The following is a 16,511-nucleotide window of genomic DNA, read 5'->3' on the forward strand; positions in this document are numbered from 1 at the left end:
CGTTTCAATCGCTATCCTAATTTTTTGGTGCAATAAATTTTCTTTTTGCCCACCTATCTATTCGCCTCGTATGAACGCGCCCTAAAGTAAAACCATATAACAATAGCATCAGCAATACAGCAGTAAAGACATCAAATTGTCCAGCGTTTATAAAATTCACGATTCCCAACAACGTTTGAGGAATTACACCTGTCACGAAAAACATTACAGCCGAAATTCGGAACCAGCCTGAAGAATTCATCTTGTATCGCACATACAGCATAAAGAATGTAATCAACCATGCCAAAATTTCTAAACAGAACAAAATAAGCCATTTTTGATCTAAAATTAAATTTATCATACTTTAGACCTGCTCTCTGCTTTGTACTAATTCTATAGCTTCCTTGCCCGTCATATGTTCTATGGTAATTTCTATCACACACGTATTATTCAATTGAGTTTGAATTTCTTTTTGGCATTCCGCTATTCTTCCCGGTGCGTATTTTTCTCCTAATCTGGACAATATTTCTATTCTTTCTGCTTCATTTTTAATAATTTTTGCTCTTCCAAAAATAATTACACTGCGAAAATAGGTCGTAAAAGTTTCCGGTACAATCTGATCTTTATCCACCACACAAAAAGACACTCTTGCATCATTTTTTAAACTGTCTATTTTATGCCCGCTGCGTGCAGAATGCAGATATATTTTCCCTTTACCATACGCATAACTCACAGGCACTGCATAAGGATAACCGTTATCACCATGAACAGCAAGTATTCCTACAGTCCTGTATTTTAAAATTTCATCAATTTCTTTTTTCAACAAAAGCTGCCGCTTGCGCCGCATTTCCCTAAACATATTATTCACTCCTCAATTTCTAATAAATAAAAAACAAAAACGTCCTGCAATTATTCCTTCAAAGGCCTAACGGAATAATTACAGGACGTTACCCGGCGGTAATTTTATCTGTAAACAGTATAAATCACGCTCTAGTCAAATGTCAATACTATGCTACTCAAATTATTATCTTATGTTCTCTCAGACAGCATCAAAAGCTTGTTTCAAATCCCAAATGATATCGTCAATATGCTCAGTACCTATTGACAAACGAACGGTAGAAGGTGTAATACCGCTCTGTGCCAGTTCATCAGCACTCATCTGTGAATGAGTCGTGCTTGCTGGATGAATAACAAGCGACTTCACATCGGCTACATTAGCAAGCAATGAAAATATCTTTAAATGGTCTATGAAATTACGCGCTTCTTTTTCTCCGCCTTTTATTTCAAAAGTAAAGATGGATATACCGCCATTAGGAAAATATTTTTTATAAAGTTCATGGTCAGGATTATCAGACACCGCCGGATGATTGACCTTGGCAACCTTCGGATGAGTGCTCAAAAACTCTACTACTTTAAGTGAATTTTCTACATGGCGTTCAACACGCAGCGATAAAGTTTCTGTTCCCTGCAGTAATAAGAACGCATTAAATGGGGAAAGAGTTGCCCCCGTATCACGCAGCAGCAATGCACGCAGATATATTGCAAAAGCAGGTGCACCGATATCCTTTGCGAAACTTATACCATGGTAACTAATATTTGGTTTCACCAAATGGGGGAATTTCCCTGAAGCCACCCAGTCAAATTTGCCGCTGTCAACAATAACACCACCTAATGTAGTGCCATGTCCACCAATAAATTTCGTAGCAGAATGGACAACTATATCAGCACCGTAATCGAACGGTTTTACCTGATAAGGTGTAGCAAAAGTGCTGTCAACTACAAGTGGAATTTTATGCTTATGCGCTACAGCAGCTATCTTTTCTATGTCAATGAGATTGGCATTGGGGTTGCCTATAGTTTCGATGAATATCAAACGGGTATTTTCTTTAACCGCGGCATCAAATGCATCTATGCCTTCCGCAGGGTCAACAAATGTTGTAGTTATTCCGCGATCCGGTAATGTATGTTCGAGAAAGTTATATGTACCGCCATAAATAGTTGTAGCTGAAACAATATGGTGACCTGCATGCGCCAATCCCTGAAATGCATATGCTACGGCTGCCGCACCGGATGCCACCGCAAGACCGGCCACCCCGCCTTCCAATGCAGTGATGCGTCTTTCAAATATATCTTGTGTGGTATTGGTGAGGCGGCCGTATATATTTCCCGCATCTTTGAGTCCAAAACGATCACTTGCATGCTGGCTGTTTTTAAAAACATACGATGTTGTCTGATATATAGGAACAGCTCGTGAATCTGTTGCGGAATCGGCCTGTTCCTGTCCGACATGAAGCTGTAAAGTTTCAAATTTATACTGATGTTCACTCATGTTTATTACCTCTTTTTATTTTATATTTTATTAACCGCCTACCAGTTTCAGGGAAGCGGCTGCTACCTACAATAAGAAAAAGATCAAAGCATGCCCTCCGCACACTTCGACCTTTAGTTTTCTAATTAGCCAAATGTAATAATGTAATGATATGATTTATATATTAGCATGTGTTTATTAGGATGTCAATAAGAAATAACCATTATATTAAAGCCATATCCTAAACTATGGCTGCATTTTTCAGCCTGTCGATCCCTTCTCTATTTACAAAAGATGTAAAATTTTCTCCGGGCAGAGAATTTTTTTTATAAAAAAGAAGCATTTTTTCCAATATAAATTGTACTTCATCCGCATCAGTAAGATCTTTTATCTTTTCAGCGAAATGTCCGCACCCTTCCAATGTTCCTCCTGCCCATAAAGTAAAGGCATCTTTGATTCCGTCTTCTGTCTTTATCCGTCCGCCCTGCAGGCTTATATCTGCAATGTGTTTCTGCCCGCACGAATTTGGACATCCCGTAAAATGAATGCGCACAGGTATTTCCATAGCAATTTTTTTATCAAGATAGCTCGTCACTTGTCTGGCTCTGTTTTTAGTCTCGACAATAGCCAGATTGCAGAATTCATTTCCAGTACAGGCTACAGTATAGCCAAGAAAATTTTTGGGCATTATGGGCAGACGTGTGAAAATGTTCTTTTTGATCAGCTGCGGAACAGCGTTATCATCAATACCGGAAATTATTATATTCTGTGACAGTGTTGTACGAAGCTTTTGATCTCCGCAGGCATCCGCTATTGAGGCAAGTTCAGCCAAATCCCTGGCAGTTATTTCACCAAAAGGAATATTAAGCCCTACAAAACTTTTTCCTTTTTGCTTTTGCGGATGAATACCATAATAATAGGATGCATTCCATGAAACTGTTTTATCAATACCCGATTTTAGCAGCGGACCGGTGAGCTCTTTTATTTTTGACTCGAATTTTTCCACGCCCCAATCATCAAGCAGAAACTTTAGTCGTGCACGGATGCGCTTTTCTCGGTATCCATTATCACGAAAAATAATACATACTGCCTCGGCTATTTTCAAAACATCCGACTGTCTGGCAAAAATATTCAGTTTTTTTGCCAGATGAGGTGTACTGGAAAGACCGCCGCCCAGCCAAACATGAAATCCCAGAACATCTTCTCCATCAACAGTTTTGATTGCCGGAGTAAACGATATATCATTTATTTGCGCATGTGCAGTATTATAAATGCTGCCAGATATCGATATTTTATATTTTCTGGGCAGATTTGAAAAATCTCTGTTTAAAAGGAAAAAATCGTTTACTTCCTTTACTATGGAGCTGGTATCTATCAGTTCTTCTCTATCAATACCTGTCAGAGGGTTTCCTACAATAGAACGGGTACAGTCACCGCAGGCTTCAAAGGAACTCATTCCGCAGGACTTTAGTTTGTAAAATATATCAGGGATATTTTCTATTTTTATCCAGTGAAACTGCACTGATCCACGTGTAGTTATATTGGCTATGCCTCGTCCGTATTTTTCTGCTATATCAGCCAGCGTTTTTGCCTGTGCTGCATTCATAATGCCAGATGTCATACGCACCCTGAGCATAAAATATCCATTTTTAGGTTTTTGCTCATAAACACCGGCCCATTTAAAAAGACCAATATCTTCGGGATCTATGCTCTCATAGCCTGTTTTTGAATATTTATCGATTATTTCATTGATAATATCAAGACCATCTTTTTTCAGTTTAGTTTTTTCAACTGCATTCAGATTTTTATTTTCTGACCATATTGCACTATAAGACATATAAACACACCTTCAAATTATTTTATTATATATCGGCATTCAAAAGCTTGACCTTCGTTAATGCCTGCCGCAGATCATCGATAATATCCTCAGTATCTTCTATTCCCACGCTAAATCGGAAAAAACCTTTGTGAAATTCTTCGGGATAAAGATACTGCCGCTCATCATTTTCTCCCAAAAATACTATCAGACTTTCATCATGTCCAAGGGACACAGCGGATGTAATAACTTTTAACTGGCTGATAAACTTATTGTGTGTATCATGATCAGCATTTAATCCAAAGGACAGCACTCCGCCAAATCCCGGCGCCATCTGCGCTCTTGCAATAATATGTCCTTTATGTGATTTCAATCCAGGATATGCCACAAAACGCACACAAGAGAGGCTTTCTAAATATTCGGCAACCTTTTGGGCATTTTCGTTATGCTGTCTCATTCGTAATGGAAGTGTGACAGCTCCGCGCATAATCAACCATGCATTAAAAGGACTGATGACGCCGCCAAGATTTATTTGTGCCTGCGCCCTTACAGTATCCAAATAACTTTTTTTGCCGATGATTGCCCCACCCAATGCATCTCCATGTCCATTTATATATTTTGTAAGGCTTTCTATGACAAAATCAGCTCCCAACTCTATCGGGCGTTGATTAAACGGAGAAGCAAACGTATTATCAACAGAAAGCAGCACATTATTAGCATGCGCTACATCAGCAATTTTTTTTATGTCTGAAACCATCAGCGTGGGATTCCCCGGAGTTTCTATATGTATCAGTCTTGTATTTGATTTCAATACTTTTTTTATATTTTCCGGATCTGTGGTATCAATGATCGATGTTTCTATATTAAATTTATTATTTAGAAGCTCGTTAAACAAGCGATATACAGCTATATAGGTGACACTGGAAAAAATTACATGATCCCCGCTTTTAAGAAGAGAAAAAAATAAACCAGAAAGAGCTGCAACACCACTGGCCAATACTACACAGTCTTCCCCACCTTCCAGTGACGCTAATTTTTCCTGCAGGTATTTCTGATTATTGCCCCCATTGCGCGTGTAAATGCTTTTGTCGGCACTGCTCCAATTCATATCAGAAGGATCATACGGCAGCTCATAACTATTTGCCATCGTTATAGGCCGCTTAATAGCACCGGTTTCACTATCTACGTCATTGCCGGTATGCACAGCTCTTGTTTGAAAACCATATTTTTTCCCGTATGCTTTTTTTGCCATATTGATCATCCTCATTCTTTAAAAATATTTGCAGAAAAACAAAAGAGGTCAGAGCACATGCCTGCTGCACATACCCTGACCTTTAGTTTTTCTAATCAGCCAATGTAATCATTATTGGTATGATAGCATGCACAATCCGTTATGTCAATTGGAATACTCATGCCGTAATAACTCAATTATTACCCGCATTTTATCTTGGTAAACAAATAATGCGGTCAGTTCTCCAGAAAATTTTGATGAACGATAAAAAAATTATACTAAAAAAGATCTTCATTTCAGATTATCTTATTTAGTTATCAAACCCAGCTGATTAAATAAAAAAAATCGCCTGCCGTTACGGCAGACGTTGTGTAGTGGATAATACAATACATATATTATTGGAGAGTTAGAAAGGAATGATATTCATTATCAAATAGATAATAACATATCATTTCGTTTTAGTCAAATTTTTTATTAATGCAATATATAAAATCAGCAGGCAAAATAAAAAAATCATTGACAATTAAAAATTTATTTGATAATATATTAGATGTTCTTAAGGAGTTGTTTAACAGGCAGCCATTTACGGATTGTTTCTGTTGACAATTTAATATTATGGAGTGATACTCAAGAGGCTGAAGAGGACGGTTTGCTAAATCGTTAGACCGGGTAACCGGTGCGAGAGTTCGAATCTCTCTCACTCCGCCATTTTTGTAAGGTCAGCGGCATTGGAAAGAAATTTCTGATGCCGCTTTTTTCTGTTTATGAGCACTATTAGAGTTTCTTTAAGCAAATGCTACGTCTGATCTGCTTTGAATATATCCAACGGTATAATTCTAAATGGCCATATTGTTTGCTCGGATATCCAACTCCTAGCGAAGTAGAAGATGCTTACCATCAAATACAGGGGCGCTGCATTTTTATAGATTATACTTTTAAAATTTGTCTACTTGCCTGACCGTGTTCCATCAATTCATTGTTAAAGGTTATTTTATTCCAGCATCTTCGGCAATAATTTTTGCGATCACATTCCAGTCCAATTCAGCATAGTTACGTGAATATCCTACTAAAAGACGATCCTGTACCAATGCAGCAACAGGCATTGGTATACCAGATTTAACTGCAATATCACGTATAAAACTAATATCCTTCAATCCTATCTGTAAACCACCTTTACTAAAATCTTCTTCGATGATTGATTTACCATAATTTTCATATACTGGAGATCGTAAAACAGTGCCATTCACTACATTTAAAAATCGTACCGGATCAACTCCGGATTTGCGTATTAATGCAAATGCCTCTCCCAATACTTCGAGCATTGCTCCAATCATAAAGTTGCCAGTAAGCTTAATAAGATTTGCCTTCCACGCGTCTTTCCCTGTTATAAATACTGTCCCCATAAGATTCAATAACTCAGCTGCGCGCTTAATCGCCGCATCTTGCCCTGCGACAACAATGCCGAGTTGTGCGGTCTCTGCTGCCAATGGTCTCCCGAATACCGGCGCCGAAATATAATCTTGTCCATGTTCAGCGTGAGCATTCGCAAGACGTTTGGCAAATTGCGGGCTAACAGTACTCATACCTACATGCAGCTTATATCCAGATGCGCTGAGAATCCCATTTTCACCAAAGGTGATGGCTTCAACTGCCTGATCATCCCAAAGCATAGTAAAAATAATATCTGCATCGCACACTTCTGCCGGATTATTGGCAATTTTGCAACCATAACATTGTAATGCGGCAGCACGGGATTTCGTTCGATTGTAAATTATTATTTCGTGCCCCCCACATGCCAAATGACGAACCATTGGCATCCCCATTGCACCTAGTCCTATCCATCCAATTTTCATACTAATTCTCCTCTTCAGATTTCATTGTTTTCTTATACAATAAATTCATTTTTTTCCGGCTTATCTGCATACACTTATTGCACACAGAATGGAATTCAGTGCTGGAAAAATCATGCTGTTTTATGCGGCACATTGAAATATTCACTAATTTGATGCAGAGGAATTAAGTAAATTATAAAATCATATTTTGAATTTCCGGACAGCTTGCTGCAGGTCATCCGCCATTTTTGCCAAATGCTGGCTTGATGAAGCAATCTCTTCAATAGACGCTGATTGTTCCTGTGCAGCAGCTGAAATAGATTGAGTCTGCTCAGAGTTTTTTTGGCTTTCATTGTCTATTTCCTGTACAGCACTGACAATATTTTGGGTACTGCCTATCACTGCTTCAACGGCTTCTGATATTTCATATATCCGCCCGGTCATGTCGCGCACCATTGCCAATATTTTCTCAAAACTTTCTCCTGCCGTCGCTACAATTTTTGTGCCTGCATCAACTTCACCTTTACTGTCATTCATAAAAGTCACAGCACTGTCAGTTTTTGTCTGCACATCATTGACAAGCTCTGTTATTTGCTTTGCCGCTTCTTGGGATTCTTCCGCTAATTTACGAATTTCTTCTGCTACTACAGCAAATCCCCTGCCGGCTTCACCTGCTCTTGCCGCTTCTATTGCCGCATTTAAAGCCAATAAGTTCGTTTGCCCGGAAATCTTGGAAATGGCATCAACGATCTGTCCGATTTGTTCCGATTTTTCCTCCAATTCATTGACTACATTGGAGGTATCATTGGTTTTTTGTTCAATAATATTCATCTGACTTATCGCCTGCTTAACGGCATCTTCTCCGCTATTAGCAACGGATGCTGCTTTTTCAGCAGAACTGGAAACCGTTTCAGTGCTGGAAGCGACCTGGTTGATTGCATTGGAAATTTGTTGGACTGTTGTATTTGCATTGGTAGTTAATAGCAACTGCCTATCTGTACTCTGAGCAACTCCGGCAACAGCCCCTGCTACCTGATTTGAAGCTTGTGCAGACTGTTCAGTGCTTGCTGTCAGCTCTTCTGACGATGCTGCCAATGTTTCAGAAGAGTTTAGAATTTTTCTCAAAATATTGCCGATACTTTTTACCATAGTATTGACAGCACGGTAAATATCACCGATTTCGCTATTATCTCTTAAATTTTTTTCATCAATTTTGAAACTGAAATCACCGTCGGCAACCATTTCCAATTTCTCTACAAGGCTTTTTAGCGGTTTAGCTATGCTTCGAGTGATAAAAAAACCAACTGATATTCCCAAACCAGTGACGATCAAGCTGGATATTATTAAGGAAATTATCACAGCTTCCCCATTCGTATATGCCTGATCAAAACTATTTCCCAGTTGTGTTTCACGAAACTTCCTGTAAGCATCGGAACTTTCCTGAATACTTATATCAATTGGTTCCAGCTCATTTTGGATTATTGAGGAAACTTCGGCTTCGTTATTGGTGCGTTTAGCAGGAACAAGTCTGGTGTCGACGATTTTTTTATAATTGTCTTCCAGCGTCCGTAAATCTATAGCAAGCTGTTTTCCCTGCGAAGATATTGCCCGTTGTTCAAGATAGGTGAGTAAAGTATTGTTTTCTTTATAAATATTGTTATATTGCTCAAGATATGAATCCTGTCCGGTCAAAACAAATTTATATAACATACTGGATTCATTTATGCTGTTCTGTCCGGCCTGATTAGTTTTTTCAAATAAAACAAGTTGATTGGACTGCATATATTTAGTGATGGAATTCATGCCGTTTACAAGATAAATGCCTAAAATATTGGCTATGATCGTAATAATCACAATTGCAAAGTATCCCAGAAAAATTTTCTTCCAAAGCTTCATGGTTTTTCCTCCTTAAATAGCACAAATAATAAGGTGTTTCTGTTTATCAACATATTGGATGCAAAGGTCGAGCACAATACAAATTTGATGTGCAGCTTACGCTGAGATTACTCAACATCGTGAGATATTTCTTCAACTATATACCTTGTCGGTCAAAATCTTCTGGTGAGTGCAACTAACATCGATCCTTCATATTCCTATACATTTATTTTTCTTATTTTTTTCCATAGCACTACTCCTTTTTCTGTTTATTATTGCATGTTAATATCATTTTTTAGGCATTAACATGCCGCTCGATATTATTATATCCTTAAAATAGTAATTCATGGTATAATATTTACATCAACTTATTGCATAATACTATCATTTTTATTACATATTATCTGAGTATACTATTAAGATATGACAAAAATAAAATCTGATGGAGGAGCTCGTCAATGCCTGGTTTTATAACTTTACCATCCACAAAGGATATAATTACGAAGCAACAAGAACTAGCCAGACTTATTAAGTATTTTTCTGGCAGTGACGGAGATCATGAAACTAAAATTTCATCTCTGCATCTTATTTGTGATTCAAATATTGCAGTGCCTATATGTCATATTCAAAAACCTTCTCTCTGTATAGTCGCTCAAGGAGAAAAAATAGTAATGCTGGGCTCAGAAAGTTACCGATATGGCATTTCTGACTATCTTGCGGTATCTGTTGGGGTACCAATTACCGGAAGAGTGATCATGGCTTCACGTGAATGTCCCTATTTGGCAATCCGCCTGGACCTGGATCCCAATCTTATCTTGGATATTATAAAAGGATCCGATCTTCTGCCAAATAAAATAAAAAGATCCGGCCGCAGTTTGTTTTTGAGAAAGATGCCGTTCAGCCTTCTCGATGCAGTAGTGAGACTTGTTCAGCTTCTGGACAGCCCCAAAGACATCTCTATACTTGCTCCGTTAATAATCCGTGAGATTCTCTATAGGATTCTCTGTGATGAACAAGAAGATGCTTTGAAATTAATTGCTCTGGCAGACAGCAATTTCTCTCGTATTGCGGCAGTAACCGAATATATTAAAAATAATTATGACAAGAACTTACGCATCGATGATATGGCTGTAATTGCAAATATGAGTTCTGCATCGTTGCATCGTCATTTTAAGGATGTAACTGCTATGACTCCATTACAGTATCAAAAACAAATCAGATTACAGGAGGCACGACGTTTATTGTTATCGGAATCATCTGAAGCCGCAACTGTCGCATATCAGGTTGGTTATGACAGTCCTTCACAATTCAGCAGAGAATATCTACGAATGTTTGGATTACCCCCAATTGGCGATATTAAACGGCTTCGGCTAAACTTAGCACAGAACACATAAAAGATTTCTTTATACTTTTATGTACTGCCGAAAACAGTTTCTACATCTTATTTTGAATATATTATTATTTGCTTAGTATAAATTATAATATATGGTTTTGATAACCTATGTGGCAATTAACATCGTTTGTAAACTCTTGTTTCAGTCAAATTGCAAAGATTGCTTACGATAATTTTATTTCATCTGTGCAACTTATATCAGGTAATTGTTTGCGAGAATTGTTATACTGGAAAAAGGAGTGAGGCAAATGTCTGTGCAAACAATAGAGTTAATGGTAAAGTGGATAGAAAATAACATAACGGAAAAACCAAGTCTGCAAAGCATGTCATCATATATTGGTTATTCACCATATTATTGCTCAACAAACTTTCGAAGGCACATGGGTATGACATATAAACAGTTTCTAGTCCAATGTAAATTAAAAGCTGCCGCTTATGATCTCTGTGTGACCAATGATAGAATAACTGATATTGCTTTTCGATATGGATACTTGTCATCTGAAGCGTTTGCAAGAGCTTTTTCACAGGCTTTTCAATGTTCACCACGACAATATCGGAAAGCCTGCGGTAATTTTTCTGAGCTCACCCCAGCCATAAGGTATACTGCCTCCTCAAATTTATAAATGCGGAGAGATAAAATGTCTGATAAGTTTGGAAGAAATAATTTATGTTGGTGTGGCAGCGGGCGAAAATATAAAAAATGCCACGCTTTTATTAATGAACAAATGGAAATTTATCGCTTAAAAGGATTTGAAGTACCAGACCAAAAATTACTAAAAACCAAGCAGCAAATAGAAGGTATCAGGGAAAGCGGCAGACGGAATATTGCTATACTTGATTTTATTGAAAATTTTGTGGTCGATGGAGCAGCCACCGAAGAGCTTGATCGACTCATTTATGAAAAAACTAAAGAGCTCAGAGGAATTCCTGCAGATCTTCATTACGAGGGATACCCCAAAAGCGTATGTATTTCAATTAATGATGTTGTATGTCATGGCATTCCTGCGAAACATATTCTCTTGAAAAATGGAGATATTGTGAATATTGATGTATCTACAATTTACAATGGTTTTTTTTCAGATTCTTCACGTATGTTTTGCGTTGGTTCTGTTTCTCCCCAAAAACAAAAATTGGTTGATATCGCCAAAGAGTGCTTGGATATGGGTCTTGCACAAGTAAAACCTTGGGGCTTTCTCGGCGATGTTGGACAGGCAGTAAATAATCATGCTGAGAAAAATGGCTATACTGTGGTTCGGGAAATTGGAGGTCATGGCATTGGTCTAGAATTTCACGAAGAGCCTTGGGTTAGCCATGTGACAAAACAAGGTACAGGAATGCTCCTGGTTCCAGGACTGGTTTTTACCGTAGAACCTATGATAAATATGGGAATTTCTAAAATAGTAACAGATGCAAATGACAATTGGACTATTCGTACTGCCGACGGAAAGCCCTCTGCTCAATGGGAAAAAACAGTTTTAGTAACCGAAGCGGGTTATGAGGTGCTGGCATATTAAGCAGCAAATAGATTTTCAAATTTTCTCCAGCAATCAGAGAACTATTGCCCGAATCAAATTGAGGTACTCAGCAATTTCCTTATCTGTCATTTCAAAAAAATAAGATAATAAGACAATGTCTCGTTGATCATCATCTAATTTTTCCAAAGCTGCTCCTAAAAAAAAATCATTTACCATGACCTCCATATTCATTACTTTAAAAATATAAGCTTCTTCATGCGGCGTAACAGAAAAATACTGACGTAATCTATAATCTTTATAAACATCTTCATAAAAACATTCCCTACTCTGATTTCTGCGCAATTTTTTCTCATAATTACGAACGTGATTCTTTAAGATTTTTTTGCAAAAACTATCAAATTGCTCTTGGCAGCCCAATACAGTAGCCCCCTTTTTTCAAAAGAGACTCTGCTCACGCTGCCCATATTAAATTTTTCCTTGCAAAGACTCCTTATAAATCCCTTTCATATAACTAAAACAATTCGAATTTCTTTTTTGGCAAACTTGATTAAATTTTTCAAAAAAAACACCACACTAAATTCGTCACTCAATCCAACGAATTCAATGTGGGCAAATAATACTAAAGCATACTTTTAATAATTGTTAAATTTTTCCTAACAGCATTCTACTTAAATCGCCATCGCCTAAAATAAACTATCTAACAGAATTACTCATACTTATTGCGCCATTAGAAAATGAGTCAAATTAAAACTTTCTCCATCACCTATCCTTGAAAATAAGTCATCTAACTCATTACATCATATTTTGCGATATAGCAATCGCATCAGCCCATTATGATGATGAGTCCAAGCAGTAAGTGATAGTGCAGTCCTGTACTCTATCCCACAGCAACCTTTTTGGTTATGCTCCCTGTCAAAGAATCAGTCCGCGGATAGACCGTTACGACAAATGTTTTCATACAATTTTCTACCTATTTATTGTTTAGTTCCAGTTTCCTGCAATATATTCCGGCAGCGAAGACAATGCCAGACGCCAAGCAGTATACAAATAGCAGAGAAGTATGCTTCATCAATACTCCGGCCATCGAAGAGCCCAGCAAGGTTCCCGTAACTACAAGCGTTGAAATGGTACCATTGATAATACCAATGTAACGTTCAGCGGTAAATCGTATCAAGAATGCTTCGATCACGACTTGTAAGAAAGCGGCGACGATTCCGGCCATAAAACGTATGCTGCCTGTGAATAAAAACCAAATTGACAATGCCTCGCTAATGATGAGCAGCGCCAGTACACAAAATCCTGCACTTGTCGAGTTGGTTGCTTGAATTTTATGAATCATTCTGGCGGAAAGCACACCGCCGGCAAACATACCGATTCCATACAGTCCGTAAAGCCATTGGATGGCTTCTTTTTCTAAACCCAGCCGGTCCATAACAATATAGACTTCTAATGGCTGGATTAGTCCCAGACCAAGCTCTAACAAGGTTAACCCCACCACCAAAGCCCGAAGGTTTTTATTGTTTAGTAGATAGGAATAGCTTTTTTTGAACTGGTGGCTCAGAGTAACTGCAGCGTAGGAGGTTCGTTGGCTGACCTTAGGTAAAGCTGTTTGCATGGCGGCCGAGCAAAGAAATAGGATGACTAATACAGTCAGTGAAGCATAAATGCCCAACCATGTAAAAATAAGTGTGCCGATAATCGGACCGATAATCACAAACAAAGAGGCTAAGGCTGCTGATATGCTGATCGCGGTAGTGACTTGTTGTTCGGGGATGTGCCGCTTAAACATAACGCTGGAAGAAGGCCAAGAAAATTGGGTAATCACAGCGGAGATAAATACGGCAGCAAATATTGTTTTTCCATAACCTGCCTGCATCGATAAAACAATGCCGGCAATTGAGACGGCGCTTAACAGATCGCCCATGATCATTGTCCGTTTTGGTTCCCATCGGTCGGCCAAGGCGCCGCCAATCAACGAAAATAAGAGTATCGGCAGATATTCTAATACGGTCAATAACGAAACGGCAACAGGATCATTCTCAGTGAGATCCATGACATAAAACAACAGGGCCATGTTGCGTATCCAAATACCTAGTTGCTGAATCAAGTCGGCGATAGTGACAATAATAAATACTTTATTGCGTAATAATGCGTGCAGCATATCACTACTTCTTTCTATGTTTCTCATGCTCCCGGTTCGGCAGGATTCTTATTTGATGTAGATGTGATTGTCCTTACCATTACTTTTTCATTGTTAATATCCAATTCCCCATTAAAAACGAAGCCGAATTTTTGAAACAGATACAAGGCGTGTTGATTATCTTCGTAGACACTCAAAAATATCTTGTTGCAATGATATAAAGCGGTAAGATGCCGGATTAAGGCCTCTAACAATATGTTTCCCAACCTGTGCCCCTGATATTTTTCATCAATAAAGAACCGGTCTAACCATACTCGGCCGTCGGTTCCCTCTCTGGGGAAATATCCATACATGGCAAAACCCATTAAAATGCCATCCATATAGAGTCCAGCAGGTTTATAGTGGCTGCACGCCAATGCGTTTGTCAGACATTGCCGGGTTGATTCAATATAAACTTTTTGCTTTGTGCTTACCTGTAATTGTAAAATACTGTTGGCAGTTTCTTTAGTTACTTCTTTAATTTCTATATTCATATTGGTTTCTTGCCTTTGTTTTAACCCATAGCTATTCACTTGCGTAAGACGCATGGCGTCTCGCCTCCACTTCCAAGGCGCTATTTTATAAATCATGCTGCATAACACTCCATTGCTTTATATTGACATCATTCAGTGTAAACTATATTGTTAGAATATAGTCAATACATTGCTAATTAAGTAGTGGCAATTACGTAGTTACTCAAAATGATCTTGACAACGTTTATTTGAATCTAAATTTATAGAGCTACAAAATAAAGAGCATTTTCCCCAATGATGAATCACTGTAGAAAATGCTCTTTCCTATTGGACGGGATTTGCGTATAAAACCCTGGTGAATACCAATAAAGCCATTTCCCTTAGCGTACGGTAGTGTATCAATAACTGTGTAAATGGAATAACCATCCATGATTCTTGGGACACTAATATTGCTTTTACTCATGTGCAGGATAGGGCAACACAGAGGTGCAACCCGATCGACATATGGGTTTGGCGAGGCGGCGATGCTCGTGTGAGAGTGTCGCTTTTCCTTATCTTTGCCTTGGAAAACAGAAGTGATAAACCTCGGGGTTGGGGGCAGAGCCCCAAGGTCATATATTTTGACAATACCCAATTCTTCCTCATTAAAGCCAAACTTATTATTTGATACTTTTAATGATTGTTGACAATGCTTTCTCATTGACGGCTTCGTCAAAGGATAAGGAGAAGCTTGCTCCGCCCTTTGTCCATGTAGCAAGATTGATACTGTCACTTTTACCTTTTACGGTAATTTCGGTATTTCCAACAGTAACAGTCTTGACTTTATCATAAACATTATAATCACCACTGATATCAGCATTTCCCTTGGCAGTACGATATATAATCTGGCTGTCACCTTTCAAGTAGAATATTTCAGCCAGGTTGTTATTTATCACAATAATATCTTTCATTTGATAACCATCCGGCAGGATTGTAGGTACTGCAAATGTAAATCCTATTGCTTTTCTCGCTTCATCCAAGGTACTGTAATTTACCAAAGGGTTAGGTATTTCGTCCCGTTTAGTCGAACCAGTTGATATGCTTATAATACTATCTTTTATACTGACACAATTCGGATCAGTTACTAATATTTTAAAGAAATCAAGCGGTACATAGCTGGAACCTTTAATGATTGTCGGAGCCACTCCCAGTCTTTGCGGTGCTGTCATTCCGATAGCTTTACTGCTGTATGCAAAATAGTTCTCTTCCCCCAGGGTTAAGTCGGTTTGCATGATGCCATTATCCATGTGGATGGTTCGCTTTGTTCCATCCCACGTCACGGTAAATCCAAGTGCTTCCGCTGTGATTCTGAGCGGAACCATGATTTGTTCTTTCATTTCAACAATTTTTAGTGTTCCAAGGTCAACATTCTTGCCATTGATTTTAAGAGTATACTGCATTGCGGGAGATTTCAGCGTCATAGCAGTGTTATTCAGAGAAATAAGCGCCTTGGATGTCTCAGAAGCAAATGCAGGCACTGCTGCAAACATCATAGTTATAGTACATAAGAAACCAACAAGTATTTTTTTCATTGTTAAACCAATCCTCTCTTTGTATATATTATTTTGAAATTGAGCTTCTAACCTATATAACGGATATTTATTATATAAGTAATGTTTTTTTATTAGCGACTATTTTTTAGACAATCTTTTGCAGCTCCTGAGTTTGACATTTGAAGTCTGGAGTACAGGAAAATGCTATTCTTCTAGGAAAATTTGCTTAGCGTATAAAATCTGCATTTTGTTGGCGGGCCCCATATTATAGTAAGACCAATGACGATATCCTTCAGATGCATTCTTTTTCGATAAGTCGCATATACCCAACTCCAACAGGAAGATTTTGCTTAGCCGCTACACCGAAAAACAGATTGTTATCACTAGCTGCATTATCCGGTTTCATACGGCATTGACA

14 protein-coding genes and 1 tRNA gene are annotated in these 16,511 nt (G+C 38.3%); 4 read left to right on the forward strand and 11 right to left on the reverse strand.

Annotated features, from left to right (window positions below; all coding sequences use genetic code 11):
- Nucleotides 1-16 precede the first annotated feature (16 nt).
- The 5 genes from I6758_RS11295 to I6758_RS11315 all read right to left on the reverse strand — a co-directional run bounded on the left by I6758_RS11295 (nt 17) and on the right by I6758_RS11315 (nt 5,355).
- Nucleotides 17-340 (reverse strand): hypothetical protein, encoded by a 324-nt coding sequence (locus tag I6758_RS11295; protein ID WP_196605374.1) that lies wholly within the window; start codon nt 338-340, stop codon nt 17-19.
- Between the two features lie 3 nt (nt 341-343).
- Nucleotides 344-838, reverse strand: a complete 495-nt coding sequence (locus tag I6758_RS11300) for a pyridoxamine 5'-phosphate oxidase family protein (protein ID WP_196605375.1) — start codon at nt 836-838, stop codon at nt 344-346.
- 180 nt (nt 839-1,018) lie between these two features.
- Nucleotides 1,019-2,308, reverse strand: coding sequence for an O-acetylhomoserine aminocarboxypropyltransferase/cysteine synthase family protein (locus I6758_RS11305; RefSeq protein ID WP_196605376.1), 1,290 nt, complete (start codon nt 2,306-2,308; stop codon nt 1,019-1,021).
- A gap of 220 nt (nt 2,309-2,528) precedes the next feature.
- On the reverse strand, nt 2,529-4,124 hold the full coding sequence (locus I6758_RS11310; RefSeq protein ID WP_196605377.1) for a nitrite/sulfite reductase: 1,596 nt from the start codon (nt 4,122-4,124) through the stop codon (nt 2,529-2,531).
- 25 nt (nt 4,125-4,149) lie between these two features.
- The gene (locus tag I6758_RS11315; RefSeq protein ID WP_196605378.1) at nt 4,150-5,355 is read right to left on the reverse strand and encodes a trans-sulfuration enzyme family protein; all 1,206 of its coding nucleotides are present in this window, start codon (nt 5,353-5,355) and stop codon (nt 4,150-4,152) included.
- Nucleotides 5,356-5,951: 596 nt separating this feature from the next.
- Here I6758_RS11315 and I6758_RS11320 point away from each other — a divergent pair.
- Nucleotides 5,952-6,042: transfer RNA gene (locus tag I6758_RS11320), tRNA-Ser, on the forward strand.
- 278 nt (nt 6,043-6,320) lie between these two features.
- Here the strand turns inward: I6758_RS11320 and I6758_RS11325 are convergent.
- The gene (locus tag I6758_RS11325) at nt 6,321-7,187 is read right to left on the reverse strand and encodes an NAD(P)-dependent oxidoreductase (RefSeq protein WP_196605379.1); all 867 of its coding nucleotides are present in this window, start codon (nt 7,185-7,187) and stop codon (nt 6,321-6,323) included.
- Nucleotides 7,188-7,367: 180 nt separating this feature from the next.
- A complete protein-coding gene (locus tag I6758_RS11330) occupies nt 7,368-9,062 on the reverse strand; it encodes a methyl-accepting chemotaxis protein (protein WP_196605380.1) in 1,695 nt (564 codons plus the stop codon).
- Nucleotides 9,063-9,499: 437 nt separating this feature from the next.
- Here I6758_RS11330 and I6758_RS11335 point away from each other — a divergent pair, with 437 nt between their 5' ends.
- From I6758_RS11335 to I6758_RS11345, 3 genes are all read left to right on the forward strand, one after another.
- Nucleotides 9,500-10,435: an AraC family transcriptional regulator gene (locus I6758_RS11335; protein ID WP_196605381.1), complete on the forward strand. Its 936-nt coding sequence runs from the start codon at nt 9,500-9,502 to the stop codon at nt 10,433-10,435.
- A 247-nt stretch (nt 10,436-10,682) separates the two neighbouring features.
- Nucleotides 10,683-11,057, forward strand: a complete 375-nt coding sequence (locus tag I6758_RS11340) for a helix-turn-helix transcriptional regulator (protein WP_196605382.1) — start codon at nt 10,683-10,685, stop codon at nt 11,055-11,057.
- A gap of 15 nt (nt 11,058-11,072) precedes the next feature.
- Nucleotides 11,073-11,948: a methionyl aminopeptidase gene (locus I6758_RS11345; RefSeq protein WP_196605383.1), complete on the forward strand. Its 876-nt coding sequence runs from the start codon at nt 11,073-11,075 to the stop codon at nt 11,946-11,948.
- Nucleotides 11,949-11,981: 33 nt separating this feature from the next.
- Here I6758_RS11345 and I6758_RS11350 read toward each other — a convergent pair whose 3' ends face one another.
- From I6758_RS11350 to I6758_RS11365, 4 genes are all read right to left on the reverse strand, one after another.
- On the reverse strand, nt 11,982-12,326 hold the full coding sequence (locus tag I6758_RS11350) for an RNA polymerase sigma factor (protein WP_196605384.1): 345 nt from the start codon (nt 12,324-12,326) through the stop codon (nt 11,982-11,984).
- 553 nt (nt 12,327-12,879) lie between these two features.
- Nucleotides 12,880-14,097 carry an MFS transporter gene (locus I6758_RS11355; protein WP_196605385.1) on the reverse strand — a complete coding sequence of 406 codons (1,218 nt, stop codon included), beginning with the start codon at nt 14,095-14,097 and terminating at the stop codon, nt 12,880-12,882.
- Nucleotides 14,094-14,636 carry a GNAT family N-acetyltransferase gene (locus tag I6758_RS11360; protein WP_330998050.1) on the reverse strand — a complete coding sequence of 181 codons (543 nt, stop codon included), beginning with the start codon at nt 14,634-14,636 and terminating at the stop codon, nt 14,094-14,096. Before I6758_RS11360 ends, I6758_RS11355 begins: the two co-directional genes overlap by 4 nt.
- Before the next feature lie 584 nt (nt 14,637-15,220).
- The gene (locus I6758_RS11365) at nt 15,221-16,132 is read right to left on the reverse strand and encodes a stalk domain-containing protein (protein ID WP_196605386.1); all 912 of its coding nucleotides are present in this window, start codon (nt 16,130-16,132) and stop codon (nt 15,221-15,223) included.
- Between the last annotated feature and the right edge of the window lie 379 nt (nt 16,133-16,511).

Origin of the sequence: Pectinatus haikarae, from assembly GCF_015732185.1 — a bacterium.
GTDB lineage: Bacteria > Bacillota > Negativicutes > Selenomonadales > Selenomonadaceae > Pectinatus > Pectinatus haikarae.

What these genes read in the sequence shown, in the direction of transcription:
- I6758_RS11295 (WP_196605374.1), bottom strand. Translation starts at nt 340, where the DNA reads ATGATAAATTTAATTTTAGATCAAAAATGGCTTATTTTGTTCTGTTTA.
- I6758_RS11300 (WP_196605375.1), bottom strand. Translation starts at nt 838, where the DNA reads ATGTTTAGGGAAATGCGGCGCAAGCGGCAGCTTTTGTTGAAAAAAGAA.
- I6758_RS11305 (WP_196605376.1), bottom strand. Translation starts at nt 2,308, where the DNA reads ATGAGTGAACATCAGTATAAATTTGAAACTTTACAGCTTCATGTCGGA.
- I6758_RS11310 (WP_196605377.1), bottom strand. Translation starts at nt 4,124, where the DNA reads ATGTCTTATAGTGCAATATGGTCAGAAAATAAAAATCTGAATGCAGTT.
- I6758_RS11315 (WP_196605378.1), bottom strand. Translation starts at nt 5,355, where the DNA reads ATGGCAAAAAAAGCATACGGGAAAAAATATGGTTTTCAAACAAGAGCT.
- I6758_RS11325 (WP_196605379.1), bottom strand. Translation starts at nt 7,187, where the DNA reads ATGAAAATTGGATGGATAGGACTAGGTGCAATGGGGATGCCAATGGTT.
- I6758_RS11330 (WP_196605380.1), bottom strand. Translation starts at nt 9,062, where the DNA reads ATGAAGCTTTGGAAGAAAATTTTTCTGGGATACTTTGCAATTGTGATT.
- I6758_RS11335 (WP_196605381.1), top strand. Translation starts at nt 9,500, where the DNA reads ATGCCTGGTTTTATAACTTTACCATCCACAAAGGATATAATTACGAAG.
- I6758_RS11340 (WP_196605382.1), top strand. Translation starts at nt 10,683, where the DNA reads ATGTCTGTGCAAACAATAGAGTTAATGGTAAAGTGGATAGAAAATAAC.
- I6758_RS11345 (WP_196605383.1), top strand. Translation starts at nt 11,073, where the DNA reads ATGTCTGATAAGTTTGGAAGAAATAATTTATGTTGGTGTGGCAGCGGG.
- I6758_RS11355 (WP_196605385.1), bottom strand. Translation starts at nt 14,097, where the DNA reads ATGAGAAACATAGAAAGAAGTAGTGATATGCTGCACGCATTATTACGC.
- I6758_RS11360 (WP_330998050.1), bottom strand. Translation starts at nt 14,636, where the DNA reads ATGCGTCTTACGCAAGTGAATAGCTATGGGTTAAAACAAAGGCAAGAA.
- I6758_RS11365 (WP_196605386.1), bottom strand. Translation starts at nt 16,132, where the DNA reads ATGAAAAAAATACTTGTTGGTTTCTTATGTACTATAACTATGATGTTT.